The organism is uncultured Salinicola sp., assembly GCF_937921195.1.
GTDB lineage: Bacteria > Pseudomonadota > Gammaproteobacteria > Pseudomonadales > Halomonadaceae > Salinicola.
Genome location: NZ_CALFQK010000026.1, coordinates 1 through 20,357 on the forward strand (window position 1 = coordinate 1; position 20,357 = coordinate 20,357).

The 20,357-nt window shown below is 65.4% G+C and carries 19 protein-coding genes; 12 read left to right on the forward strand and 7 right to left on the reverse strand.

All coding sequences use genetic code 11. The features are described 5' to 3' along the window. The first annotated feature begins 354 nt into the window (after positions 1-354). From Q0602_RS01935 to Q0602_RS01970, 8 genes are all read left to right on the forward strand, one after another. The gene (locus Q0602_RS01935; RefSeq protein WP_298838099.1) at positions 355-1,875 is read left to right on the forward strand and encodes an ABC transporter substrate-binding protein; all 1,521 of its coding nucleotides are present in this window, start codon (positions 355-357) and stop codon (positions 1,873-1,875) included. Positions 1,876-1,949: 74 nt separating this feature from the next. Beyond that, complete coding sequence (locus tag Q0602_RS01940) at positions 1,950-2,867, forward strand: ABC transporter permease (protein WP_298838102.1); 918 nt, start codon at positions 1,950-1,952, stop codon at positions 2,865-2,867. Positions 2,868-2,877: 10 nt separating this feature from the next. Further along, complete coding sequence (locus Q0602_RS01945; protein WP_298838107.1) at positions 2,878-3,810, forward strand: ABC transporter permease; 933 nt, start codon at positions 2,878-2,880, stop codon at positions 3,808-3,810. Continuing rightward, a complete protein-coding gene (locus tag Q0602_RS01950; RefSeq protein WP_298838110.1) occupies positions 3,810-4,811 on the forward strand; it encodes an ABC transporter ATP-binding protein in 1,002 nt (333 codons plus the stop codon). The genes Q0602_RS01945 and Q0602_RS01950 overlap by 1 nt, the downstream gene beginning before the upstream one ends. Beyond that, positions 4,808-5,839, forward strand: a complete 1,032-nt coding sequence (locus Q0602_RS01955; RefSeq protein WP_298838113.1) for an ABC transporter ATP-binding protein — start codon at positions 4,808-4,810, stop codon at positions 5,837-5,839. Before Q0602_RS01950 ends, Q0602_RS01955 begins: the two co-directional genes overlap by 4 nt. A 60-nt stretch (positions 5,840-5,899) precedes the next feature. Then, on the forward strand, positions 5,900-7,318 hold the full coding sequence (locus tag Q0602_RS01960; protein WP_298838116.1) for a M20 family metallopeptidase: 1,419 nt from the start codon (positions 5,900-5,902) through the stop codon (positions 7,316-7,318). After that, the gene (locus Q0602_RS01965; protein ID WP_298838120.1) at positions 7,306-8,499 is read left to right on the forward strand and encodes a M20 family metallopeptidase; all 1,194 of its coding nucleotides are present in this window, start codon (positions 7,306-7,308) and stop codon (positions 8,497-8,499) included. Before Q0602_RS01960 ends, Q0602_RS01965 begins: the two co-directional genes overlap by 13 nt. Positions 8,500-8,735: 236 nt before the next feature. Continuing rightward, positions 8,736-9,188 (forward strand): hypothetical protein, encoded by a 453-nt coding sequence (locus Q0602_RS01970; RefSeq protein WP_298838124.1) that lies wholly within the window; start codon positions 8,736-8,738, stop codon positions 9,186-9,188. An 86-nt stretch (positions 9,189-9,274) separates the two neighbouring features. Here Q0602_RS01970 and pip read toward each other — a convergent pair whose 3' ends face one another. Then, entirely contained in the window at positions 9,275-10,231 is a 957-nt protein-coding gene (gene pip, locus Q0602_RS01975; RefSeq protein WP_298838127.1) for a prolyl aminopeptidase, read from the reverse strand. A gap of 236 nt (positions 10,232-10,467) precedes the next feature. On the opposite strand from pip, the gene Q0602_RS01980 reads away from it, so the two are divergent. After that, on the forward strand, positions 10,468-10,839 hold the full coding sequence (locus tag Q0602_RS01980; RefSeq protein WP_295035526.1) for a diacylglycerol kinase: 372 nt from the start codon (positions 10,468-10,470) through the stop codon (positions 10,837-10,839). Positions 10,840-10,852: 13 nt separating this feature from the next. Here the strand turns inward: Q0602_RS01980 and Q0602_RS01985 are convergent, their stop codons facing one another. The 4 genes from Q0602_RS01985 to nadC all read right to left on the reverse strand — a co-directional run bounded on the left by Q0602_RS01985 (position 10,853) and on the right by nadC (position 14,662). Beyond that, positions 10,853-11,464 (reverse strand): nucleotidyltransferase family protein, encoded by a 612-nt coding sequence (locus tag Q0602_RS01985; protein WP_298838131.1) that lies wholly within the window; start codon positions 11,462-11,464, stop codon positions 10,853-10,855. Beyond that, positions 11,454-12,425, reverse strand: a complete 972-nt coding sequence (locus Q0602_RS01990) for an XdhC family protein (RefSeq protein WP_298838134.1) — start codon at positions 12,423-12,425, stop codon at positions 11,454-11,456. Before Q0602_RS01990 ends, Q0602_RS01985 begins: the two co-directional genes overlap by 11 nt. Positions 12,426-12,573: 148 nt before the next feature. Next, positions 12,574-13,728, reverse strand: coding sequence for an SIR2 family protein (locus Q0602_RS01995; RefSeq protein WP_295035531.1), 1,155 nt, complete (start codon positions 13,726-13,728; stop codon positions 12,574-12,576). Between the two features lie 4 nt (positions 13,729-13,732). Continuing rightward, entirely contained in the window at positions 13,733-14,662 is a 930-nt protein-coding gene (nadC, locus tag Q0602_RS02000; RefSeq protein ID WP_298838137.1) for a carboxylating nicotinate-nucleotide diphosphorylase, read from the reverse strand. 165 nt (positions 14,663-14,827) lie between these two features. On the opposite strand from nadC, the gene Q0602_RS02005 reads away from it, so the two are divergent. Continuing rightward, complete coding sequence (locus Q0602_RS02005; protein ID WP_295035534.1) at positions 14,828-15,052, forward strand: hypothetical protein; 225 nt, start codon at positions 14,828-14,830, stop codon at positions 15,050-15,052. Continuing rightward, positions 15,049-16,533, forward strand: a complete 1,485-nt coding sequence (locus Q0602_RS02010; protein ID WP_298838140.1) for a sodium:solute symporter family protein — start codon at positions 15,049-15,051, stop codon at positions 16,531-16,533. Before Q0602_RS02005 ends, Q0602_RS02010 begins: the two co-directional genes overlap by 4 nt. A gap of 18 nt (positions 16,534-16,551) precedes the next feature. On the opposite strand, the gene Q0602_RS02015 is transcribed toward Q0602_RS02010, so the two are convergent. Both Q0602_RS02015 and Q0602_RS02020 read right to left on the reverse strand, forming a co-directional pair. Next, positions 16,552-17,754, reverse strand: a complete 1,203-nt coding sequence (locus Q0602_RS02015) for an MFS transporter (RefSeq protein ID WP_298838143.1) — start codon at positions 17,752-17,754, stop codon at positions 16,552-16,554. Next, a complete protein-coding gene (locus tag Q0602_RS02020) occupies positions 17,751-18,761 on the reverse strand; it encodes a GlxA family transcriptional regulator (RefSeq protein ID WP_298838145.1) in 1,011 nt (336 codons plus the stop codon). The genes Q0602_RS02015 and Q0602_RS02020 overlap by 4 nt, the downstream gene beginning before the upstream one ends. 242 nt (positions 18,762-19,003) lie before the next feature. On the opposite strand from Q0602_RS02020, the gene Q0602_RS02025 reads away from it, so the two are divergent. Beyond that, on the forward strand, positions 19,004-20,314 hold the full coding sequence (locus tag Q0602_RS02025) for a carbohydrate porin (RefSeq protein WP_298838148.1): 1,311 nt from the start codon (positions 19,004-19,006) through the stop codon (positions 20,312-20,314). The last annotated feature ends 43 nt before the right edge of the window (positions 20,315-20,357 follow it).

Here is a 20,357-nt window from a genome sequence, read left to right on the forward strand (position 1 = left end):
TGAGCGATGCCTCGCTGATCGAGCCGTTTTTCACCACCGCCAGGAAGTAGCGAAGCGCGGTTTCCTGAAGGGCGCGACTGTTCATTGCCATTGTGCTTTCCTCCGTCTCGTCGACGGCTGTGGTGGATGTTGTTTTTATTAACCTTTGCCGAAATGGCAACGGTTGGTTCTAAACATTGTACTTGTGGCATGGGTGGGCGTTCGATAGCTTCGATGAAAACGGCGTCGGCCGAAGGGGATGCACAACAAGATCCGATCGCCGCCACGACACCGCCAGCGGCACGGCGGATGCTCCAGCAAGACGCTCTCAGCCAACAACACGCTCTCAGCCAACAACACAACAATGAGGTCGAAATGCGCTCCAACCTGACGCTTCGCCACATCGTGGCCGGCACGGCGCTGTGCTGCCTGTCGCTACCGGCGCTGGCCAACAAGGCCAACGACACGCTGATCTACGCTTCCGACAGCGAACCCGAGAACATCAGCCCGTATCACAACAATCTGCGGGAAGGGGTGATCATCTCGCACCTGGCCTGGGATACTCTGATCTACCGCAACCCCGAGACCAACGATTACGAGCCGATGCTCGCCACCGAATGGCACTGGGTCGACGACACCACCCTGGAGATGACGCTGCGTCAGGGCGTGACGTTCCAGAACGGCGAGCCGTTCGACGCCGACGACGTGGTCTTCACCTTCAACTACGTGGTGTCGCCGGACTCGAAGGTGGTCACCCGCCAGAACACCGACTGGATCAAGAGCGTCGAGAAGATCGACGACACCCATGTCCGCTTCCATCTCAACGGGCCTTTCCCGGCGGCATTGGAGTATCTCTCCGGTCCGCTTCCGGTCTTCCCGGATCAGTACTTCCAGAAAGTCGGCCTCGAAGGTTTCAGCAAGCAGCCGATCGGCACCGGCCCTTACCGGATTACCGAAGTGACGCCGGGGGAAGGCGTCAAGATGGTCCGCAACGATGACTACTTCGCCGATAGCCCGGTCGGCCAGCCCAAGATCGGCAAGCTCGAGTTCAAGGTGATTCCCGATCAGGACTCCCGCGTGGCGCAGCTGATGACCGGCCAGGTCGACTGGATCTGGCGCGTCCCGGCAGACCAGGCCGAGCAGATGGAGGCCATGCCCAACCTGACCGTGGACAGCGGCGAGACCATGCGGGTCGGCTATCTCTCCTTCGATGCCGCCAGGCGCGAGAGCTCGCCGCTGAGCCATCTCGAGGTTCGCCAGGCGATCAATCACGCGATCAATCGCCAGGGCATGGCCGACAACCTGGTGCGGGGTGGCAGTCGTCCGCTCTATGCCCCTTGCTTTCCGGCCCAGTTCGGCTGCGAGACCCAGGATGTCGTCGAGTACGACTACGACCCCGACAAGGCGCGCCAGCTACTGGCGGACGCAGGCTACGGCGATGGCTTCGAGCTGAACCTCTACGCCTATCGCGAGCGGGACTATGCCGAGGCGATGATCGGCGATCTGCGCAATGTCGGCATTCGCGCCAATCTGCGCTTCATGACCTCGCCGGCGCTGCTGGAGCAGCAGCGCGGGGGCAACACCGACATGTCATTCAAGACCTGGGGTTCCTACTCGGTCAACGATGTCTCCGCATTCACCAGCGTCTACTTCGGCGGCGGCGCCGACGATCACTGGCAGGACGAGCAGGTCCAGCAGTGGCTCCATGCCGCCGATACGTCCGTCGACCCTGAGGTGCGCAAGGAGAATTATCGCAAGGCGCTGCAGCGGATCTCGGAACAGGCCTACTGGGCGCCGCTGTTCTCCTACTCCACCTACTACGCCTATACCGCCGACCTGAATTTCACGCCCTATCCGGATGAGCTGCCGCGCTTCGCCGAGGCCAGTTGGAAGTAACGCTTTCGATATCCGTAACCCGCTGGCGTGGCCCCGTGTTGGATTGACGAGGTTGCGTGGCGTGAGGAGGTTCCATGGGCACTTTCATCATCCGCCGGGTTCTGGTCGCGATCAGCGTGGCGCTCACCATCTCGGTCGTCAGCTTCATGCTGCTGCATCTCTCCGGCGATCTGGCCACATCGATCGCCGGGCCGGAGGCCACCGCCGAGCAGGTCGAGCGAATCCGCGTCGACTACGGGCTCGATCGACCCATCGTCAGCCAGTACCTGGACTGGCTGGGGGGCGCGCTGACCTTCGACTTCGGCCGTTCCTACTACTACCAGAGCACGGTGGTGGAGCTGATCGCCGATCGCATGCCAATCACGTTGACGCTGGGCGGCCTCGCGCTGGCGCTGGCGGTGAGCATCTCGATTCCGCTGGGCGTGTTGGCGGCGCTCAAGCGCGATACCTGGATCGATCGGCTGGCGCTGCTGTTCGCCGTGGTGGGTCAGGCGATGCCGAGTTTCTGGTTCGGCCTGACGTTGATCGTGGTCTTCGCGGTGACGCTGCAGTGGCTGCCGGCCGCCGGTAGCGACGGCTGGCAGCATTTCGTGCTGCCGGCCATCGCACTGGGCTACTACGCCACGCCCGCGATGATGCGCCTGACCCGGACCGGCATGCTCGAGGTACTCGAGTCCGACTATATCCGCACCGCCCGCGCCAAGGGGCTGCGCGCGGGTTCGGTGATCTTCAAGCACGCGCTTCGCAACGCAGTCATCCCGGTGGTGGCGCTGGCCGCCGTCGAGCTCGGTTTCATGCTGGGCGGTTCGGTGGTCATCGAATCGGTCTTCTCGCTCAACGGCCTCGGCCAGCTGGCCTGGGATGCGATCTCGCGCAACGACTATCCCGTGGTGCAGGCCGTGGTGCTGATCATCGCGCTGTTCTACATCGTGTTGACGCTGCTGGCGGATGTCGCCAACGCCGCGCTCGACGCCCGTATCCGCACCCGTTGAGGAGAACGACATGACGACTTCCCATGCTTCGCCTCGCGTTTCTTCAGCTGCGACCTCGGCTATCTCCGGCGAGATTCCGCTGCCGGCGCCGGCCTGGTCGTGGGTAACCCGCAGGCTGTTCGGCCATCGCGGGCTGGCAATCGGCCTGGTACTGGTCGCGCTGGCGATGTTGATCGCCATCTTCGCGCCGCTGCTGGCCCCGCATGACCCCTATCACCAGGACATCGCCAACCGGATGGTGCCGCCGGTGTGGCACGACAAGGGCTCATGGACGCATGTGCTGGGCACCGACAAGCTGGGCCGCGACACCCTGAGCCGGCTGCTGTTCGGGACTCGCATCTCGTTGACCATCGGGCTGGTGGCGGCGCTGATATCCGGCGTCATCGGCACCACGCTGGGGGTGCTTGCGGGCTATTTCGGCGGCCGCGTGGATGCGGTCATCAGCTACATCATCACTACCCGCCTGGCGATGCCGGTGGTGCTGGTGGCGCTGGCGCTGGCTTCGCTGACCGGCGGCTCCCTGACCACCGTGATCGTACTGCTGGGCCTGCTGCTGTGGGACCGCTTCGCGGTGGTTTCGCGTTCGGTCACCCAGCAGATGCGCGATGCCGAGTACGTCTACGCGGCGCGCACGCTGGGCTGCTCGCTGCCCTACATCCTGTTGCGGGAAGTGCTGCCCAATATCGCCGGCTCGCTGATCGTGGTGATGACGCTGGAAATGGCCCACGCGATCCTGCTCGAGGCGACGCTGTCGTTCCTCGGCATGGGGGTGCAGCCGCCGCTGCCGTCGTGGGGGCTGATGGTCGCCGAGGGCAAGGCCTACATGTTCTTCCAGCCCTGGGTCATCGCGATCCCCGGTATCGCACTGTTCGTGCTGGTGCTGGCGATCAACCTGCTCGGCGACGGACTGCGGGATCTCAACGCACCGGGAGGACGCAACTGATGCCACTACTGGACGTGAACAACCTGCGCGTCGACCTGCCGGTGGAGGCGGGCATGCTGCATGCCGTGCGCGGGATCGACTTTCATGTCGAACGCGGCGAAATGCTCTGCCTGGTGGGGGAGTCCGGCTGCGGCAAGTCGATGACCTCGCTCGCCCTGATGGGGCTGCTGCCGCGCAAGGCCAGGCTCAGTGCTGATCGCCTCGAGTTCGACGGGACCGATCTGGCAACGCTCTCCGAACGCCGTCGCAGCGATCTGCGCGGGGCGCGCATGGCGATGATCTTCCAGGAGCCGATGACCGCACTGAATCCGGCCTACACCCTGGGCAATCAGCTCTGCGAAGGGTTGATCCGGCACCGCGGCGTCAGCCGGCGCGAGGCTCGCGAGCGGGCGATCTATCTGTTGGGAAGAGTCGGTATCAGCGCCGCGAAAGAGCGCCTGGACCAGTATCCGCATCAGCTCTCCGGCGGACTGCGCCAGCGAGTGATGATCGCCATGGCGCTGATGTGCGAGCCCGACCTGATCATCGCCGACGAGCCGACCACGGCCCTCGACGTGACGATCCAGGCGCAGATCCTGCGCCTGCTGCGCGAGCTGCAGCAGGAATTCGGTACCGCGGTGATCTTCATCACCCACGATCTCGGCGTCGTGGCGCGTATCGCCGACCGGGTCGCGGTGATGTACGCCGGCGAGGTGATCGAATCCGCGCCGACGCCGGCACTCTATGCCGCCCCCGGGCACCCCTATACGCGCGGGCTGTTGAGCTGCATCCCCACGCCGGGAAGGACACTCCCCGGTAGCCGACTGCAGGCGATTCCCGGCGTCGTGCCCAGTCTCGTCGGTGACGTCAAGGGGTGCGCCTTCCGCAATCGCTGTCCGCAGGCGCAGCCGACCTGTGAACGGACGCCACCGTTGATGTCGTTACCCGGCGATCACCGGGCCCGCTGTCACTTTGCTGATCGGCCGGTACCGGCGCCGCGTCAACCGGAGACGATGTCATGAACGTCGATTCGACCATCGAGATAGCCGGACCGCGCCCGTTGTCGACGGCGCCGAGCGCCTCATCGACATCGCGAACGCCGCCGGCGCTGGAGCTTTGCGGACTGTCGAAAACCTTCACCCTGGGTGGCGGGCTGTTCAAGCGGGGGCGCGCGCTGGGCGCCGTCAGCGATGTCTCGCTGCGGATTCCCCGTGGCCAGGTCATGGGCCTGGTGGGGGAGTCGGGCTGCGGCAAGAGTACGCTGGCCAAGATGCTGCTGGGGCTGACGACGCCGAGCGAGGGTGACGTGCTGGTCGATGGCAAGCCGCTGCGGGGCGCCAACCAGAAAGCGCTGGCGCGGCACGTTCAGCCGATCTTCCAGGACCCTTACTCCTCGCTCAATCCGCGCAAGCGGATCGCCCAGATCGTCGGATTGCCGTTGCAGGTGCATGGCATCGGCACGGCCCGCGAGCGAGCGGCACGCGTCGCCGAAACCCTGGATGTGGTCGGGCTGCCCCGGCGTGCCGCCGACCAGTTCCCGGGCCAGCTCTCCGGCGGCCAGCGCCAGCGCGTGGCCATCGCCCGCGCGTTGATCATGCGTCCGGATATCGTGATCTGCGACGAGCCGACCTCGGCGCTGGACGTCTCGGTCCAGGCGCAGATCCTCAACCTGCTGCTGGATCTCAAGGCCGAGTTCGGGCTGACCTATCTGTTCATCAGCCACGATCTGGCCGTGGTCGAGCACCTGGTGGATCGGGTCGCGGTGATGTACCTGGGTCGCATCGTCGAGGAGGGAACGCGGGAGCAGATCTTCGGTGCGCCGCGCCATCCCTATACCCGGGCACTACTGGACTCGGCGCTGACCCCGGAGCCGGGACTGGGCGTGCCGGATATCGGGCTGGGCGATGCCATGCCGGACCCGAGCGATCCGCCCGCTGGTTGCGCGTTTCACCCGCGCTGTCCCAGGGCGCAGCCGGTTTGCCAACAGCAGCGGCCGCGACTGGAGGATATCCGTGGCGACAACGCCCGGGTGGCCTGCCATCTCGCTTGAGGTCGTCCGCCGCGGCCGACGGCCCGTTCAACCCTTTTCGCATCCAATGAGGAGAGATTCATGGCGCGAGCAAAAGCGCTGCAACACGCCTGGCAAGCCTTCGACAGCGGCGATTTCCTGCGACAGCTCGACGCCCGTGTCGCGGTGCGCAGTGAAAGCCAGGAAACGGGGCGCGACGGTGAGCTGCGCCGTTACCTGACCGACTTCGTAATCCCCGAGATCGAGAAGCTGGGGTTCACCTGGGAGATCGTCGGCAACCCCGTCGGTGGCTTCGGGCCGTTCCTGCTGGCCGAGCGAATCGAGGCCGATGCGGCTTTGACGCTGCTCACCTATGGCCACGGGGATGTAGTGCGGGGCTACGATGCGCAGTGGCGGGAAGGGTTGTCGCCCTGGCATATCGTGGTCGAGGGCGAACGCTGGTACGGCCGCGGCACCGCCGACAACAAGGGCCAGCACACGCTCAATTTCGCGGCGCTGGCGAGCGTCATCGACGCGCGTGGCGGAACACTCGGCTATAACGTCAAACTGATCCTGGAGATGGGGGAGGAGACCGGCTCACCGGGCTTGAAGGCGGTCTGCGAAGCCAATCGCGAGCGCCTGGCAGCGGATCTGTTCATCGCCTCCGACGGGCCGCGGCTGTCGGCGGACTCGCCGACGCTGTTTCTCGGTTCCCGCGGGTCGTTCAATTTCGATCTGCGCCTGCGCGCCCGCGATGGCGCGCATCATTCGGGCAACTGGGGGGGCGTGCTCTCCAATCCGGCCACCCGGCTCGCCAACGCCTGGGCGACGCTGGTCGATGCCCACGGCAAGATCCTGATCGAGGGCCTGCGCCCGCCGGCGATTCCTGCGCCGGTTCGCGACGCCGTTGCCTCGCTCGAGGTCGGGGCGACACCGGGGGATCCGGCGATCGATACGAACTGGGGCGAACCGGGCCTGCTGCCGGCGGAAAGGCTGTTCGCCTGGAACACCCTGGAGCTGCTGGCGATCAAGGCCGGCAACCCGGAGGCGCCCGTCAATGCCATTCCCGGCGAGGCATATGCCCATTGCCAGCTGCGCTTCGTGGTCGGCAGTGACCGCGAGCGCTTCCTCGAACACCTGCGTCGGCATCTCGACGCTCACGGCTTCGAGGATGTGGAGGTCAGCAGCGCGCGGATGTCGCAGATGAATGCCACGCGACTCGATCCGTCGGATCCGTGGGTCCGCTGGGCGCTGGCATCGATGCATGAGTCCAGCGGCAAGACACCGACGCTGCTGCCCAACCTGGGCGGCTCGCTGCCCAACGATGTCTTCGCCGAGACGCTGGGACTGCCGACGCTGTGGGTGCCGCACTCCTACCCGGCCTGCTCCCAGCACGCCCCCGACGAGCACGCATTGGCGAGCATCCTGCGGGAAGGTCTGGGTATCATGGCCGGGTTATGGTGGGATCTGGCCGAGCAGGGTCGAGACATCAATAAGGAGCGCGAACGATGGCACCGCTGACCGACGCGGAGACGATGATGGCCACGGCCTGCGAGTGGCTGGCCGGGCGGCAGGCGGAGATGATCGAGTGCCTGCAGACACTGGTGGATATCGATTCCAACAGCTACGACAAGGCCGGCACCGATGCGGTGGCGGATGTCATCGTGGGCTGGCTGGAGGCCGACGGGATTGCCGTGGCGCGCACGCCGCGCCCGGACGCCGGCGATATTCTCGAGGCGCGACTGGAGGGGGACGGCCGCGATGCGAGCGCCGGCCACGTGCTGATGATGGGGCATCGCGATACGGTGTTTCCGACCGGCACCGTCGCCGAGCGCGGCTTCACCCGCGAGGGCGATACCGCTTTCGGTCCTGGTGTCGCCGACATGAAATCGGGGCTGGTGCTCAATATCTTCGTGCTGAGGGCACTCAAGCGGCTGGCGCCGTTGCCGTTCCCGGTGCGGGCGCTGTTCACGGCGGACGAGGAGATCGGCTCCCGCGACGGTACTGCCTTCATTCGCGAAGCGGCCAGCGGCGCGCGGGCCGTGCTCAACGCCGAACCGGGGCGCATCAGCGGTAACGTGGTCACCGGCCGCAAGGGCGGAGCGGCCTTTCTGATCGAAGTGACCGGCAAGGCGGCCCACTCGGGCGTCAGCCATGCCGACGGCGCCAGCGCCATCGAAGCGCTGGCGCGCAAGATCGTCAAGCTCCATGCGCTGACCGACTACGCCAGCGGCGTGACCACCAACGTCGGTCTGATCGAGGGGGGCGTGTCGCGCAACACCGTGGCGCCCTCGGCCACGGCACAGCTGGACACGCGCTTCGTCACCAACCAGCAGCGGCTCGATCTGCTGGCGGCGATCGAGACGATCATTGCCGAGGAGGAGATTCCTGGAACGCAGGCGACGATCCGTCAGACCTCCGGCTTCCTGCCGATGGAGCCGGCCATGAGCGAGGCGCTGTTCGCGCGCTACCGGGCCCAGGCCGAGAAGCTTGGCTTCAACGTCGGCGGCGAGTTCACCGGCGGCTGTTCGGACGCGGGGACAACGGCGAGTCTCGGTATTCCCACGCTCTGCGGCACCGGCCCGGTGGGCGCCAAGATGCATACCGACGACGAATACTGTCGGCTGGAGACGTTGGTGCCGCGGGCGCAGGCCGTTGCGGCGACGATCATCGACCTCGCGGTCGAGAGGATGCCGGCCTGAACCGCGATATCGGGGCGGTTCGCCAGTCGGTGTAACGTATCTTTGTGTTACGCCCGATGACGGTTGGTTTTCATTGTGTCGATCAATGACACGTTTCGGCCCCCTCGCGGCGCTTGCGGCGTTTCATAATCGAGTTGCCCCGTTGCACGGGAGCCAGCAGAACGCGCGAGGTTCATGCCGATGTCATGGAGCCGCGCCACAATCATCGAAACGAACTTCTGCCAGGGAAAAAGCCGATGTCTAGTGTGACGCCGACGGGCAACAGCCCCGCCAACCAGCCGTCTTCCTTCTCTTCCTTCGAAGATCAACTCAGCGTCTCCCAGTCCAGCAAGATCCTTGCGGACTACGTCAAGAACCATGGTGGCGCGGTATGGAAAAGCGATCTCGAGGCGCTGGCCAACGACACCAGCGGCAATACGCCGCCGGAAGTTTCCGCGGCCGCCAGCTATATGCTGAGCCATCCCGATGTCTACACCGCTATCGAGACCCTCGACAATCCGAACGCGGATGGCCTGTCCGGTCACTGGAACTTTCAGGATGCGGCCAATGGCGCGCTGGGCAGTACCGGAACGATGGCCGACCTGAAAGACGTCTTCGACCGCGCCATCAAGAGCTCCGCCGAGATCACCAAGCTGACCACCGAGAAAAAAACGGGACTGGATGCCACCAAGCAGCGCCCCCAGAACTGAGTCGGCTCGGCTCGGCTCGCAGCGACGGGAAGCCGGCGGCTTCCCGTCGTTCGTCGTGTTTCACGGTCGCGGTCCGTGACCTCGAATCATCGATGATCGGCGAACCGGTCGGTCGCCCGTATCAGGGCGGCCATGATCTCCGGCTCGCTGAACGCGTGACCTGCCGCCTCGATGATCTCCAGGCTCGCCTCCGGCCATACCTTGGCCAGGTCCCAGGCGTTCCGGAGCGGGCAGACCATATCGTAGCGGCCGTGAACGATCACGCCGGGAATGCCGGTCAGGCGATCGGCCTGACGCAGTAGCTGATCATCGAACTCGAAGAAGCCCTTGTTGACGAAGTAGTGGTTCTCGATCCGGGCGAAGGCCAGGGCGAAGTGATCGGCGGCATGGGAGTCGCTGGCGTCGACGGGGATCAGCTTCGAGGTCTCGCCTTCCCACACGCTCCAGCGCCGGGCGGCCTCGAGCTGGCGTTCGACATCGTCGCCCATGAGCCGTTCGTGGAAGGCGGGAATGATATCGTCGCGCTGCGCCTCGGGCAGAATCTCCACCAGCCGCTCCCACTTCTCGGGGAACATGTTGCGGGCCCCATGCTTGTAGAACCAGTCGAGCTCCTGCTGGCGCATGGTGAAGATGCCGCGCAGCACCAGCTCACTGACGCGATCCGGATGTCGCTCGGCGTAGGCCAGCGCCAGCGTCGATCCCCACGAGCCCCCGAACACCTGCCAGCGCTCGGCACCGATCATCCCTCGCAGGCGCTCCATGTCCTCGATCAGGTGCCAGGTGGTGTTGTTGTCGAGGCTGGCATGGGGCGTCGAACGGCCACAGCCGCGCTGGTCGAACAGCAGGATGTCGTAGCGCGCGGGGTCGAACAGCTGGCGGTGGATCGGCTTGCAGCCGCCGCCCGGGCCGCCATGGAGGAAGACCACCGGCTTGCCGTCCGGGTTGCCGCAACGCTCCCAGTAGACCTGGTGGCCGTCACCGGTATCCAGATGGCCGCTGGCGTGAGGTTCGAGAGCAGGATAGAGCGGATTGGCTTCGGACATGATTGACCCTGTTGGCAACGTGACGCGGCATCGTATTGGTGTCGTGCCAGCATAAAGGCCGGGCGGCCAGGGAGCCAGCCACGTCCCGCGTCGTCCCGGGTGCCATGAGCGAGCGCATTGCGCAACGGCGATGATGTCGGCATGCGGCTCTGCTACCATCGTCGCCTATACACGGCAGCGCGCCGATACTCGGTCACGTTAGAGGGCAGTCGCCAACCCGACTGCAACGGACATCCATGAAATCTCGCGATACCGGTTTTCGCCACCTGGTCTACTCCACCGGATACTCACTGAAGGGGCTGGTGGCGGCATTCCGCAACGAGACCGCCTTTCGCCAGGAAGTGGCGCTCTGCATCGTGCTGGTGCCTTTTGCCTGGTGGATCGGCAAGAATCCCGTCGAGTGGCTGGTGCTGGTCGGCAGCTGCATCTTCGTGCTGATCGTCGAGCTGCTCAACAGTGCGGTGGAGACGGTGGTCGACCGGATCGGCCCGGAGCATCACGAGCTCTCGGGGCGTGCCAAGGATATCGGCTCGGCGGCGGTGATGCTGGCGCTGGGAATGGCGGCGGTGACCTGGGGGCTGCTGGCCTGGGACAAGTTCTTCGGTTGACGCGGCGCGCGCCTCATGACGGATCGGGCAGCTCCTGAGGCGTATCGATATCCCGCCAGATACCCTCGTCGTCGACATCGACGAGATGAACGGCTTCTCGATTCGCCTTCACGATGGCTCTCGCGCCGTCTCCTTCCTTCAACTGTGCCAGCGCCGGCCAGAAAGTGCGCCCGAACAGCACCGGGTGGCCGCGTCTTCCACGATGACGGGGAATGACGATGCGCTCGGCATGGGCATGCCGCTGGAGTCGTGCACAGGTGGTCGCTTTCAACCACGGCATGTCGGCCAGCACCACGGCGGCGGCGATCGCCGTCTCCTCTTCAGCGATCAGATGACGGAACGCGTCGCCGAGGCTCCCCCCCAGCCCGTTCCGTGCATGGTCGGCGATCAGTCGTCTGTGGCGGGCGGGATCGAACGCCTCTCCCGGTTCCAGGTCATCCTCCGGGCGCGTGACCAGCCACCAGCGGGGGTAGGCCCGGGCTACCGTCGTCAGCGTGGTCGCCAGCAGGGTACGACCGTCCGTCAGCCTGGCCCGGCGCTTGTCGCTACCGAACCGCTGGGAGACACCAGCCGCCATGACCAGCGCCACGACGGCTGGCGGCTCGGTCTGAGGGTCAGAGTTCATGGCGTGACTTGCCGCGTCGCACGCGGAGCACATCGGCGACGACGGCGAGGGCGATCTCGGACGGCGTCTTGCTGTCGAGGTTCAGCCCGATCGGCATCTGGATGCGCGCGATGGCATCGTCGTCCAGCCCGCCGGAGCGCTTGAGGCGTTCGGCCCGCTTTTCGGAAGTACGTTTCGACCCCATCACGCCGATGTAGAACGCCGGCGTGCGCACGGCTTCGATCATGGCCAGATCGTCGATCCGGGGGTCGTGGGTCAGCGCGACGATGGCGGTGGCGGCATGCGCGGCGCCGGAGCCGATGAACAGCGACGGCAGCACCGACTGCAGCTCGATCCCCTCGATCGGGAAATCGCGCCGGGCCTCTTCCCTGGGATCACAGACGATCACCTCGAAGCCCAGTGCACGGGCGAATTCGGCGCAGAAGCGGGAAACCGGCGAGATTCCGGCGATGATCAGGCGCAGCGCCGGCCCCACGCGAAGGTGGATGATCTCGCCGTCGCGCTCGACACGGGGGCCGTTCTCGCCGGCCTCGACGAAGCGTTTGCGCCCGCTCTCCAGGTCGATTCGGCGCACCAGCGAGCGCTGGCCGAGCAGGGTCGCGTGAAGCACCTCCAGGTGCGTCAGGGTCTCGGTATCCGGCGTCAGGCGCTCGACGAGCACATCCAGAATCCCGCCACAGGGCAGCGAGACCTGGGGCGATTCGTCAGCCCCTTCGCCGTAGCGAACCACCGACAGCGCATCGACGAAATGCCCTTCGGCGATCCTGCCGAGGAAATCCTCCTCGATGCAGCCGCCGGAGAGCGAGCCGACATGGCTGCCGTCCGCTTTCGCGACCAGCATCGAGCCGGGCTCGCGCGGCGACGAGCCGAACGTCGCCAGTACGCTGCAGAGCCAGATCGTCTCGCCGTCGTTGGCCCATTCGAGCGCCGCGTCGAGTACCTGTAGATCAAGGTGTTGCATGGGCGGGGTCCGTTCGAATCATGGGGATGACCTCAGACACGGATGAGGAAGTCACCTAGCGTAGTCGATATGGGGGGCGGATCCTCGAGCGATGGCGGGTCGTCGCCGCCGTTTCGGAGGATCCGGCAGCACTCCCGGACTTTTGGGCTCATGCGCTCGTCACCTTGTGGCAGAAATCCTCGAAGCGGCCGCTGTAGTAGTGCTCGCGGGGCCAGCCGGTGCGTGGCAGATAGAAGAACATCTCCTCGAGCCGTGACTTGATGGTCGCATGATTCTTGGTGTCGATGACGAATACGTGCTTGCCCTTGGCGTCATTGGGACTCTCCGCCAGTTGGCGCAGGATGAAGCGTACCAGCGAATCCTCCTGGGGCATGCTGTAACCGACGATCACCAGCACGTCGGTCTCCCGCAGCAGGCGAACGGCCTTGGGGAAGACCTGGTGGAAGTAGGGTTCGTCGTAGTCCTGGACCTGGGAGGGCAGGATCAGCAGCGGGGGCTCCTGCCGAATCTGGGTGTCGCTGCGACGGCGATACTCGAAATCGAACCCCTGCGCCGTGGGCAGGATCTCGAAACCGCCGTTGATCTTGATCACGTTGCGGTCGACGGTGCGTGGCAAGTGCTCCCAGATCGAGCCGCCGCAGATGCGCTGCGGGGTGATGCCCCGGTAGAGCCTGCCGAATACCGGCGCCTGCTGCCGGTAGACATGCTCCAGGATGGTTTCGATGGTGAAGTCGTAGTTGGTGGTCAGGAAGTGGTAGAGCGGCCAGTTCTCGCCGAGGCCGGCCTGGCCGGCGCGATCTTCCAGCGCGGCGAAGAACCGGGTGATCGCCCGCTGGCCGTCGCTGTCGTACGGCGAGGTGAAGCGCAGCGTCCTGTCATCCACGTTGTGGATGTCGCAGGCCGCCGTGAAACGACGCATCACCAGGGTGCGCAGCTCGTGGATGCTCAGTCGCAGGTTCTGGTCGTCGAAATAGCGGTTGCGGATATCGGGATAGCGCACCTGCATGTCCAGCACGTAGCGCAGGTTCTTGAAACGCTCGAAATCCAGGTGACGGTAGTCCTCCCAGCCGATTACATGCATCACGTGTCGAAGATTGGGAAAATCCTGGATATCGTCGAGATCGATGGCGAACAGCTCGCCATCCGTGGGCGAGCGGGGATCCCAGGCCTTGGAGAACCCCGCGCCGCACCAGAAGGTGATGACGGGTGGCTTGCGCAGCCCGAAATCCTGATCCAGCAGCTCCGCCATGAGCGACTCGAAGGCGGCCACGGTGGCCGTGTTGTTGATGTCGGTGGAGGACATCGAATCAATTGCACCGCGGCGACACGGGCGATGAGGGTGGCGTTCGGACAAGGTCGTCCGGTACATCGTCCAGGCCGATGTCGACGGCCGGCGCCGACTGGGTGAGACGTCCGACCGAGATGAAATCGACGCCGGTCTCGGCAATGTCGCGTATGGTCTCCAGGCGCACGCCGCCGGAGGCTTCCAGCGGCACGCGGCCGGCCACCAGCTCGACGGCGCTTTTCATCGTCGTCGTCGACATATTGTCGAGCATGATGATGTCGGCACCGGCCGCCAGCGCCTCTTCGACCTGGTCGAGCCGGTCGCATTCGACCTCGATGCGGGTCAGCACCGGCACGCGCGATCTCGCTCGAGCCACGGCGGCGGTGATGCTCCCGCAGACCGCGATGTGGTTATCCTTGAGCATCACGCCACTGTCCAGGCCTAGCCGATGGTTGCGACCTCCGCCGCAGGCCACGGCGTGCTTCTCAAGCGCTCTCAGGCCGGGGGTGGTCTTGCGGGTATCCACCAGTTGCGCCCTGGTGCCGGCGATCCGCTCGGCATACTGCGCAGTGAGAGTGGCGATACCCGATAGGTGCTGGATCAGGTTCAGCGCCGTCCGCTCCACGGTCAGCAGGCTGCGAGCAGGGCCCTGCAATCGCATCAGAGTGGTGCCCTCGGCCACCGTCTCGCCGTCCGTCGCCGACATTTCGATGTCGATGGTCGGGTCGTAGAGCGAGAACACCCGGGCCGCCACCGAGAGCCCGGCAAGGGTCATCGGCTCACGCGCCCGCATCTCGAACCGGCCGATCGAGTCTTCGTCGATCATCAGCGTCGCGGTCAGGTCCACGTGGCCGATATCCTCGCTCAGGAAGTCACGCAGTCGCGCGTCGAGTGCCATGGGGTCCATCTGCCAGAGGGGGGCCACGCTGGCGGGAACATGCGTTGTCGTCATCGAAAAATCCATTGCGGTTTCATCGTCCCCGAGACTATCGCGTTATCATGACCGCTGCAGCGGATCGCGCAGGGCCGATGGCGAAATGTCGGGAATCCGCGGCAGCATCCCAGGAAAGCACTTTCCAGCAACATTCTGTCTAAAAACATAGCAGGGGAATCGCCAATGAGTGCTCGGCGTTGGATATGGGGCGTCTGGATTCTGGTCCTTTCTTGTTACGTCGTGCCGTATGGCCTGCTCGGTCAGGTCCAGGCTTGGTACGGCAGCTTCCTGTTCTGGTGCGTCGTCGGCGTGCTGGTCATCGTGGCCAATATCATGATCACTCGCTCCTTCCCCTCCACGGCGTCGCGTGCGGACGAGCGAGCGGCCGACGACGAGGTGTCGCGATGACGATCGAGTTGATCTGGGGCGCGGTCGGAATCTACCTGATCGTAGGGCTGGGGGTCGCCTTTCTCTCTCGCGCCAGAGTGACCAACGGCCCCGGCGTCGACATGTCGGGTTATTTCCTGGGCAACCGTCAGATGAACGGCTTCGTCTCGGCGCTGAGCTACAGCGCCACGACCTACAGTGCGTTCATGATGGTGGGGCTGGCGGGGCTCACCTACGCCGGCGGCGTCGGGGCGTTCGGGTTCGAGATCGTCTACTTCGCCGGGGTGTCTCTGGTGGCGATCTTCGGGCCCAGGTTCTGGGCGGTGGGCAAGCGTTTCGGTTTCGTCACGCCGAGCGAAATGCTCGGCCACCGCTACGCCGACGACAAGGTCGCGGTGGCGACCGCCGTCGCCAGCTGCGTGTTCCTGATCCCTTATGCCGCGGTGCAGCTGGCGGGCGTCGGCTACCTGCTGGCGGGCATGAGCGGCGGGGCGATCTCGTTCACCACCGGGGTGATCGTGTCGACGCTGCTGGCGATCCTGTTCTCCTATATCGCCGGGATTCGTTCGGTGATGTGGACCGATTCGCTGCAGGCGCTGTTCATGATCGTCGCTTCGACGCTGGTGGCGCTGCTGGTGGTCCATTCGCTCGGCGGTTTCTCGGCACTGTTCGATACGCTGGCCACGGAGCACCCGGCCTCTCTCAGCGTCCCCGGGCCGGGCCTGTTCAGCTTCACGACGTTTCTGGGGCTGACGATCCCGTGGTTCTTCTTCAGCCTCTCCAACCCCCAGGTCAGCCAGCGGCTGTTCATGCCGGCGTCGCTCAGGTCGATGCGCCAGATGCTGATCGGCTTTCTGATCTTCGGTTTCATCTACACCGTGGTCTCGGTGCTGTGGGGCTTCTCGGCGCTGGTGGCGTTCCCCGATCTGCGCCAGTCCGATCTGGCGACACCGACGCTGCTGGCTTCCGAGCACGTGCCGCCGGTGCTCGGCGTGATCGTCATGGTGGGTATTCTGGCCGCGGCGATCTCCACCATCGACTCGATCATGCTGACGCTCTCCTCGATGCTGTCGCGGGACGTCTACGCCAATGTCGTCGCCGACGCCAGCGAGGCGAAGCAGCTCAGGGTGGGCAAGTGGGTGCTGCCGGTCATCGCGATTCTCGCCTTCCTGTTCGCGGAGCTTCAACTCAACCTGATTGCGGTGCTCTCCGTGGCGGCCTCGACGGGCCTGGTGGTGATCGTGCCGGCGATCATCGGGGCCTTCTACTGGAAGCGCGGCACGGCGGCGGGGGCACTGGCGAGCATCGTCGGCGGCGGCGCGGTCGTCATCTATCTCTACCTGAGCGGCGTCAAACCACTGGGGCTGCCGGCGGGTATCTGGGCGCTGCCGGTCGCGCTGGCGCTGTTCGCGGCGGTCAGCCTGGTGACCCGGGCCAATCGCGAGCGGGCCGATGAGTTCATGGAAGCCGCGAGAATCGTTCGGTCGCGAGAGGCGCGTTGAGCCGTCGACGCACATCCATCAAGCCCAGCTTCGCGCTGGGCTTTTTCTTGCACCGTTTCGAGACAGCACCAGCACGGCCCACATCGCCGCCACCAGCGGGATCAACATGACATTGAGCGTCTGCCAGCCGAGCCAGGCGTTGAGCGGGCCGGCCAGCAGTGCGGAGAGGGTGGTCAGCGAGAAGACCGCGCAGTCGTTGATGGCCTGGACGCGAGGCGCCTCGCCGGGCCGATAGGTCGTGGTGAGCCAGGCGCTGGCGGGCAGGAAGGTGAAGTTCCAGCCCAGGCCCAACAGGAAAAGCCCGATCGCAAAGGTCCAGAACGTGGTCGGAAGCAGGGCGCAGAGCAGGCTGGCCAGCAGGGCCGCCGAACCCACGGCGATCATCGGCCGGTGACCGAAGCGCCGGGTCAGGTCGCCGGTGACGAACGAGGGGGCGAACATCGCCAGGATGTGCCACTGAATCACGTTGGTGACGTCGCCGAAGCCGTGGCCGGCATGGGTCATGGCCAGCGGCGTCGCGGTCATGGCCAGGTTCATGGTGGCGTAGCTCAAGGTGGCGATGACCACCGCCGCCAGCAGTCGTGGCTCTCGCAGTAGCTGGCCGGGGCGGCGGGGCGATTCACCGTCCATCGCGCCCCGGGGCGAAGGCAGCTCGAGCCGCGAGAGCAGCAGCAGCGCCAGGACGTAGAGTCCCGCCAGGCCGACGAAACAGCCCAGGAACGGCGTCGCGAAGGCGTGTTGCGTGTAGCGCGCCAGCCAGGGCCCGGCGAAGGCGGCGATGACACCGCCCGCCATCACCAGGCTGAGGGCGCGATCGCGCTGCGACGGGCTTGCCGCATCGATGGCGGCGAAGCGGTAGAGCATGCCGGCGCCGATACTCATGCCGATGGCGAAGGTGCCGAGATTGAACAGCGGGAAGGCGGCACTCTTCAGCGCCAGCAGGCAGATGGCGATGCCGATGAGTCCGGCGCCGTTGCCGATCAAGAAAGTGCGCTTGCGTCCCAGGCGCGCGGTCAACCAGCCGGAGGGGAGTGTCGCTGCGGTCAATCCCAGCAACTGGGCGGCGACGGGCAGCGTGCTCCAGTCGGCATCGCCGGAGAGCTGGCTGCCCACCAGCGGCGAGACGGCGATGAGCAGGATATTACCGCTGACCAGCAGCGCCTGGCATAGCGCCAGACCCCAGACGGTGAGCGGCAGGCGGGAAGGTGCGGAGGTCGTCATGAGGCGTCTCGGTTGCTGGCATGGGTCGGGGCCGGGTTGGGCAGGGGGCGGCCGAAGCGGGCGCGGTAGGCGCTGGGCGCGAGTCCGTAGCGGCGCTGGAACTGGCGGCGCAGCTGTTCGGCGCCACCGATGCGGCAATGGTCGGCAATCCGTGCCAGCGGGGCATCGCTCTCGGCCAGTAGCCGTCGCGCCGACTCCAGCCGCAGCCGGGTCAGGAACTCCACCGGCGTCATCGAGAGTTGCTGGCGGAACAGGCGTTGAAAGTGGCGTGGTGTCACCGCCATCGCCGCGGCCAGACTGTCGCTGTTCCAGTCGGCCAGCGGATCGTTCAGCACACGATCGACCAACGCGCGCAGCCTGCCATGGCTGGCGAGCTGGCAGCGCAGGCCTTCGCTGAATTGCGCCTGGTCGCCGGGCCGGTGCAGGAACATCACCAGCTCGCGGGCGACCTCGCTGGCCAGGCGATGATCGTGATCCGCCGCGACCAGGGCGAGCGCCAGATCCATGCCGGCGGTGACCCCGGCACTGGTGTAGAGGTTGCCGCATTGCCGGTAGAGCGCATCGGCCGCGACGTCGATCCCGGGAAACTCCCGCGCCAGGCGTTCGGCCTGACGCCAGTGGGTGGTGACGCAGCAGCCGTCGAGCAGTCCGGTTCTGGCCAGCGCGAAGGCCCCGCTGCAGATCGAGCCGACCCGGGACACCGAGGCGGCGCGTTCGGCGAGCTTGCGGATGACGGTGTCGTCCAGTTCATGCACGCCATGGCCGCCGGCCACCAGCAGCGTGCCGCTCGGGATGGTCGTGGCCGGCGACGGCGTTTCCAGGGCATGGGTGGCGACCAGCGTCATGCCGCCATTGGTCCGGACCTCGCCGGGTTCGATGGCAGTGAGGCGGAGCTCGTAATGCGGCCGGCCCAGCAGCGTATTGGCGCTGGCGAAGACCTGCCAGGGGCCGCTGGCATCCAGCAGTTGGCAGTCCGGGTAGACGAACAGATCGACGGTGTGGGTCATGGCATCGTCCGGTGGTGTTAGACAGGCAGTTTGCGCCGGGCGAGGTATGTCGGCAATGATGCCATGACCACCGAAAACGACATTCGACCCGCCGTCGCTGTGGGGCTGGTGGTGGCGGCGATTCATCCTTTAGTCGGCTTTGTCGCCTGGAGTGGTTCGACCGGCTATCGAAGCGGGGCCGCCGGGATTATCATTCTTGGCGCATTAGTAACGTGCTAATTATTTTTTCAGGAGTTCAGGTCATGATGGATGTCACGTTGCGGGTCATCAAAATCGGTGGGGCGTGGGCGGTGCTGCTGGGCGGTCTCGGGGTCATCGGCCAGGTGCAGGCCTACTCGGCATTTTCTCCGGATTCCCCTTATCTGCTGGGGGACTGGGGAGGCGAGCGCACGGCGCTGGAGAGCGCCGGGATCTCCTTCGACTTCGATTACGTGGGCGAGGCGGCCACGATCCTCGATGGCGGTTACCACGACAGTCACGTGGCGAAATATTCGGACCAGTTCGCGGTCGGTGCCAATTTCGATCTCGACAAGCTGGCTGGCATTCCCGACGCGGAATTCCAGCTCACCGTCACCAACCGTAATGGCCATAGCGTCAATGACCGGATGAGCGATCCCGGCGCCACCGTTGGTGGCTCGTCGGTGCAGGAAGTCCAGGGGCGCGGGCCGGTCACCAGGCTGACCCAGTTCTGGTACCGCCAGCGTTTCTTCAATGACGCGCTTGCCGTCAAGCTCGGGCGAATTCCGTTCGGCGACGACTTCGCCACCATCGACAGCAACTTCCAGAACCTGGCATTCGGCGGCGCACAGCCGGGCAACTGGGGCAATAACATCTACAACTGGCCGATCGCCCAGTGGGCTGCGGTGATCCGCGCCAACGTCACGCCCGAGTGGTATGCCCAGGTGGGCGCTTTCAACATCAACGACAGCAACCTAGAGAACGACAACGGTTTCGACCTGCGCACCAGCGGCACCGAGGGCACCCTGTTCCCCGTGGAAGTGGGCTACACGCCGAAGCTGGATGGCATGGCCGGCGCCTACAAACTCGGCTTCTACACCCAGAACGTGGAGAATCGCGCCTATGGCGATGGTCCGGATACCCGCACCAGTGACACCAACACCGGGCTCTACTACGTGGTCCAGCAGCAGGTGACCCAGCGTGGCGGCAACGCGGATCGTGGCCTGACGCTGTTCAGCATGGGCAACGCCAACAACGGTGACACCGCGGGCATCGATCGCTACGTCTCTATCGGCGCGACCTACGCAGGGCCGTTCGATGCGCGTCCGCAGGATGACGCCGGCATCGGCCTGGCGTATCTTCACGTCAACGACGACGTCAACGATTATGTCGGCTACTACAATGCCACGCCGGCCGGTTCGCTCTCGCCCCTGCCGCGTCAGGGTCACGAATACGACGCCGAGGTCTACTACAGCTTCAACCTGACCAACTACCTGACGTTACGGCCCAACCTGCAGTACGTGGCCAATCCGTCGGCGGTGGATTCGGTCGACAATGCCTGGGTGGCGGGCACCATGATCACGGCGAGTTTCTGATCAGGGCCGGTTTGCAACCTCATGTGCGATCGGTTCCACGCAA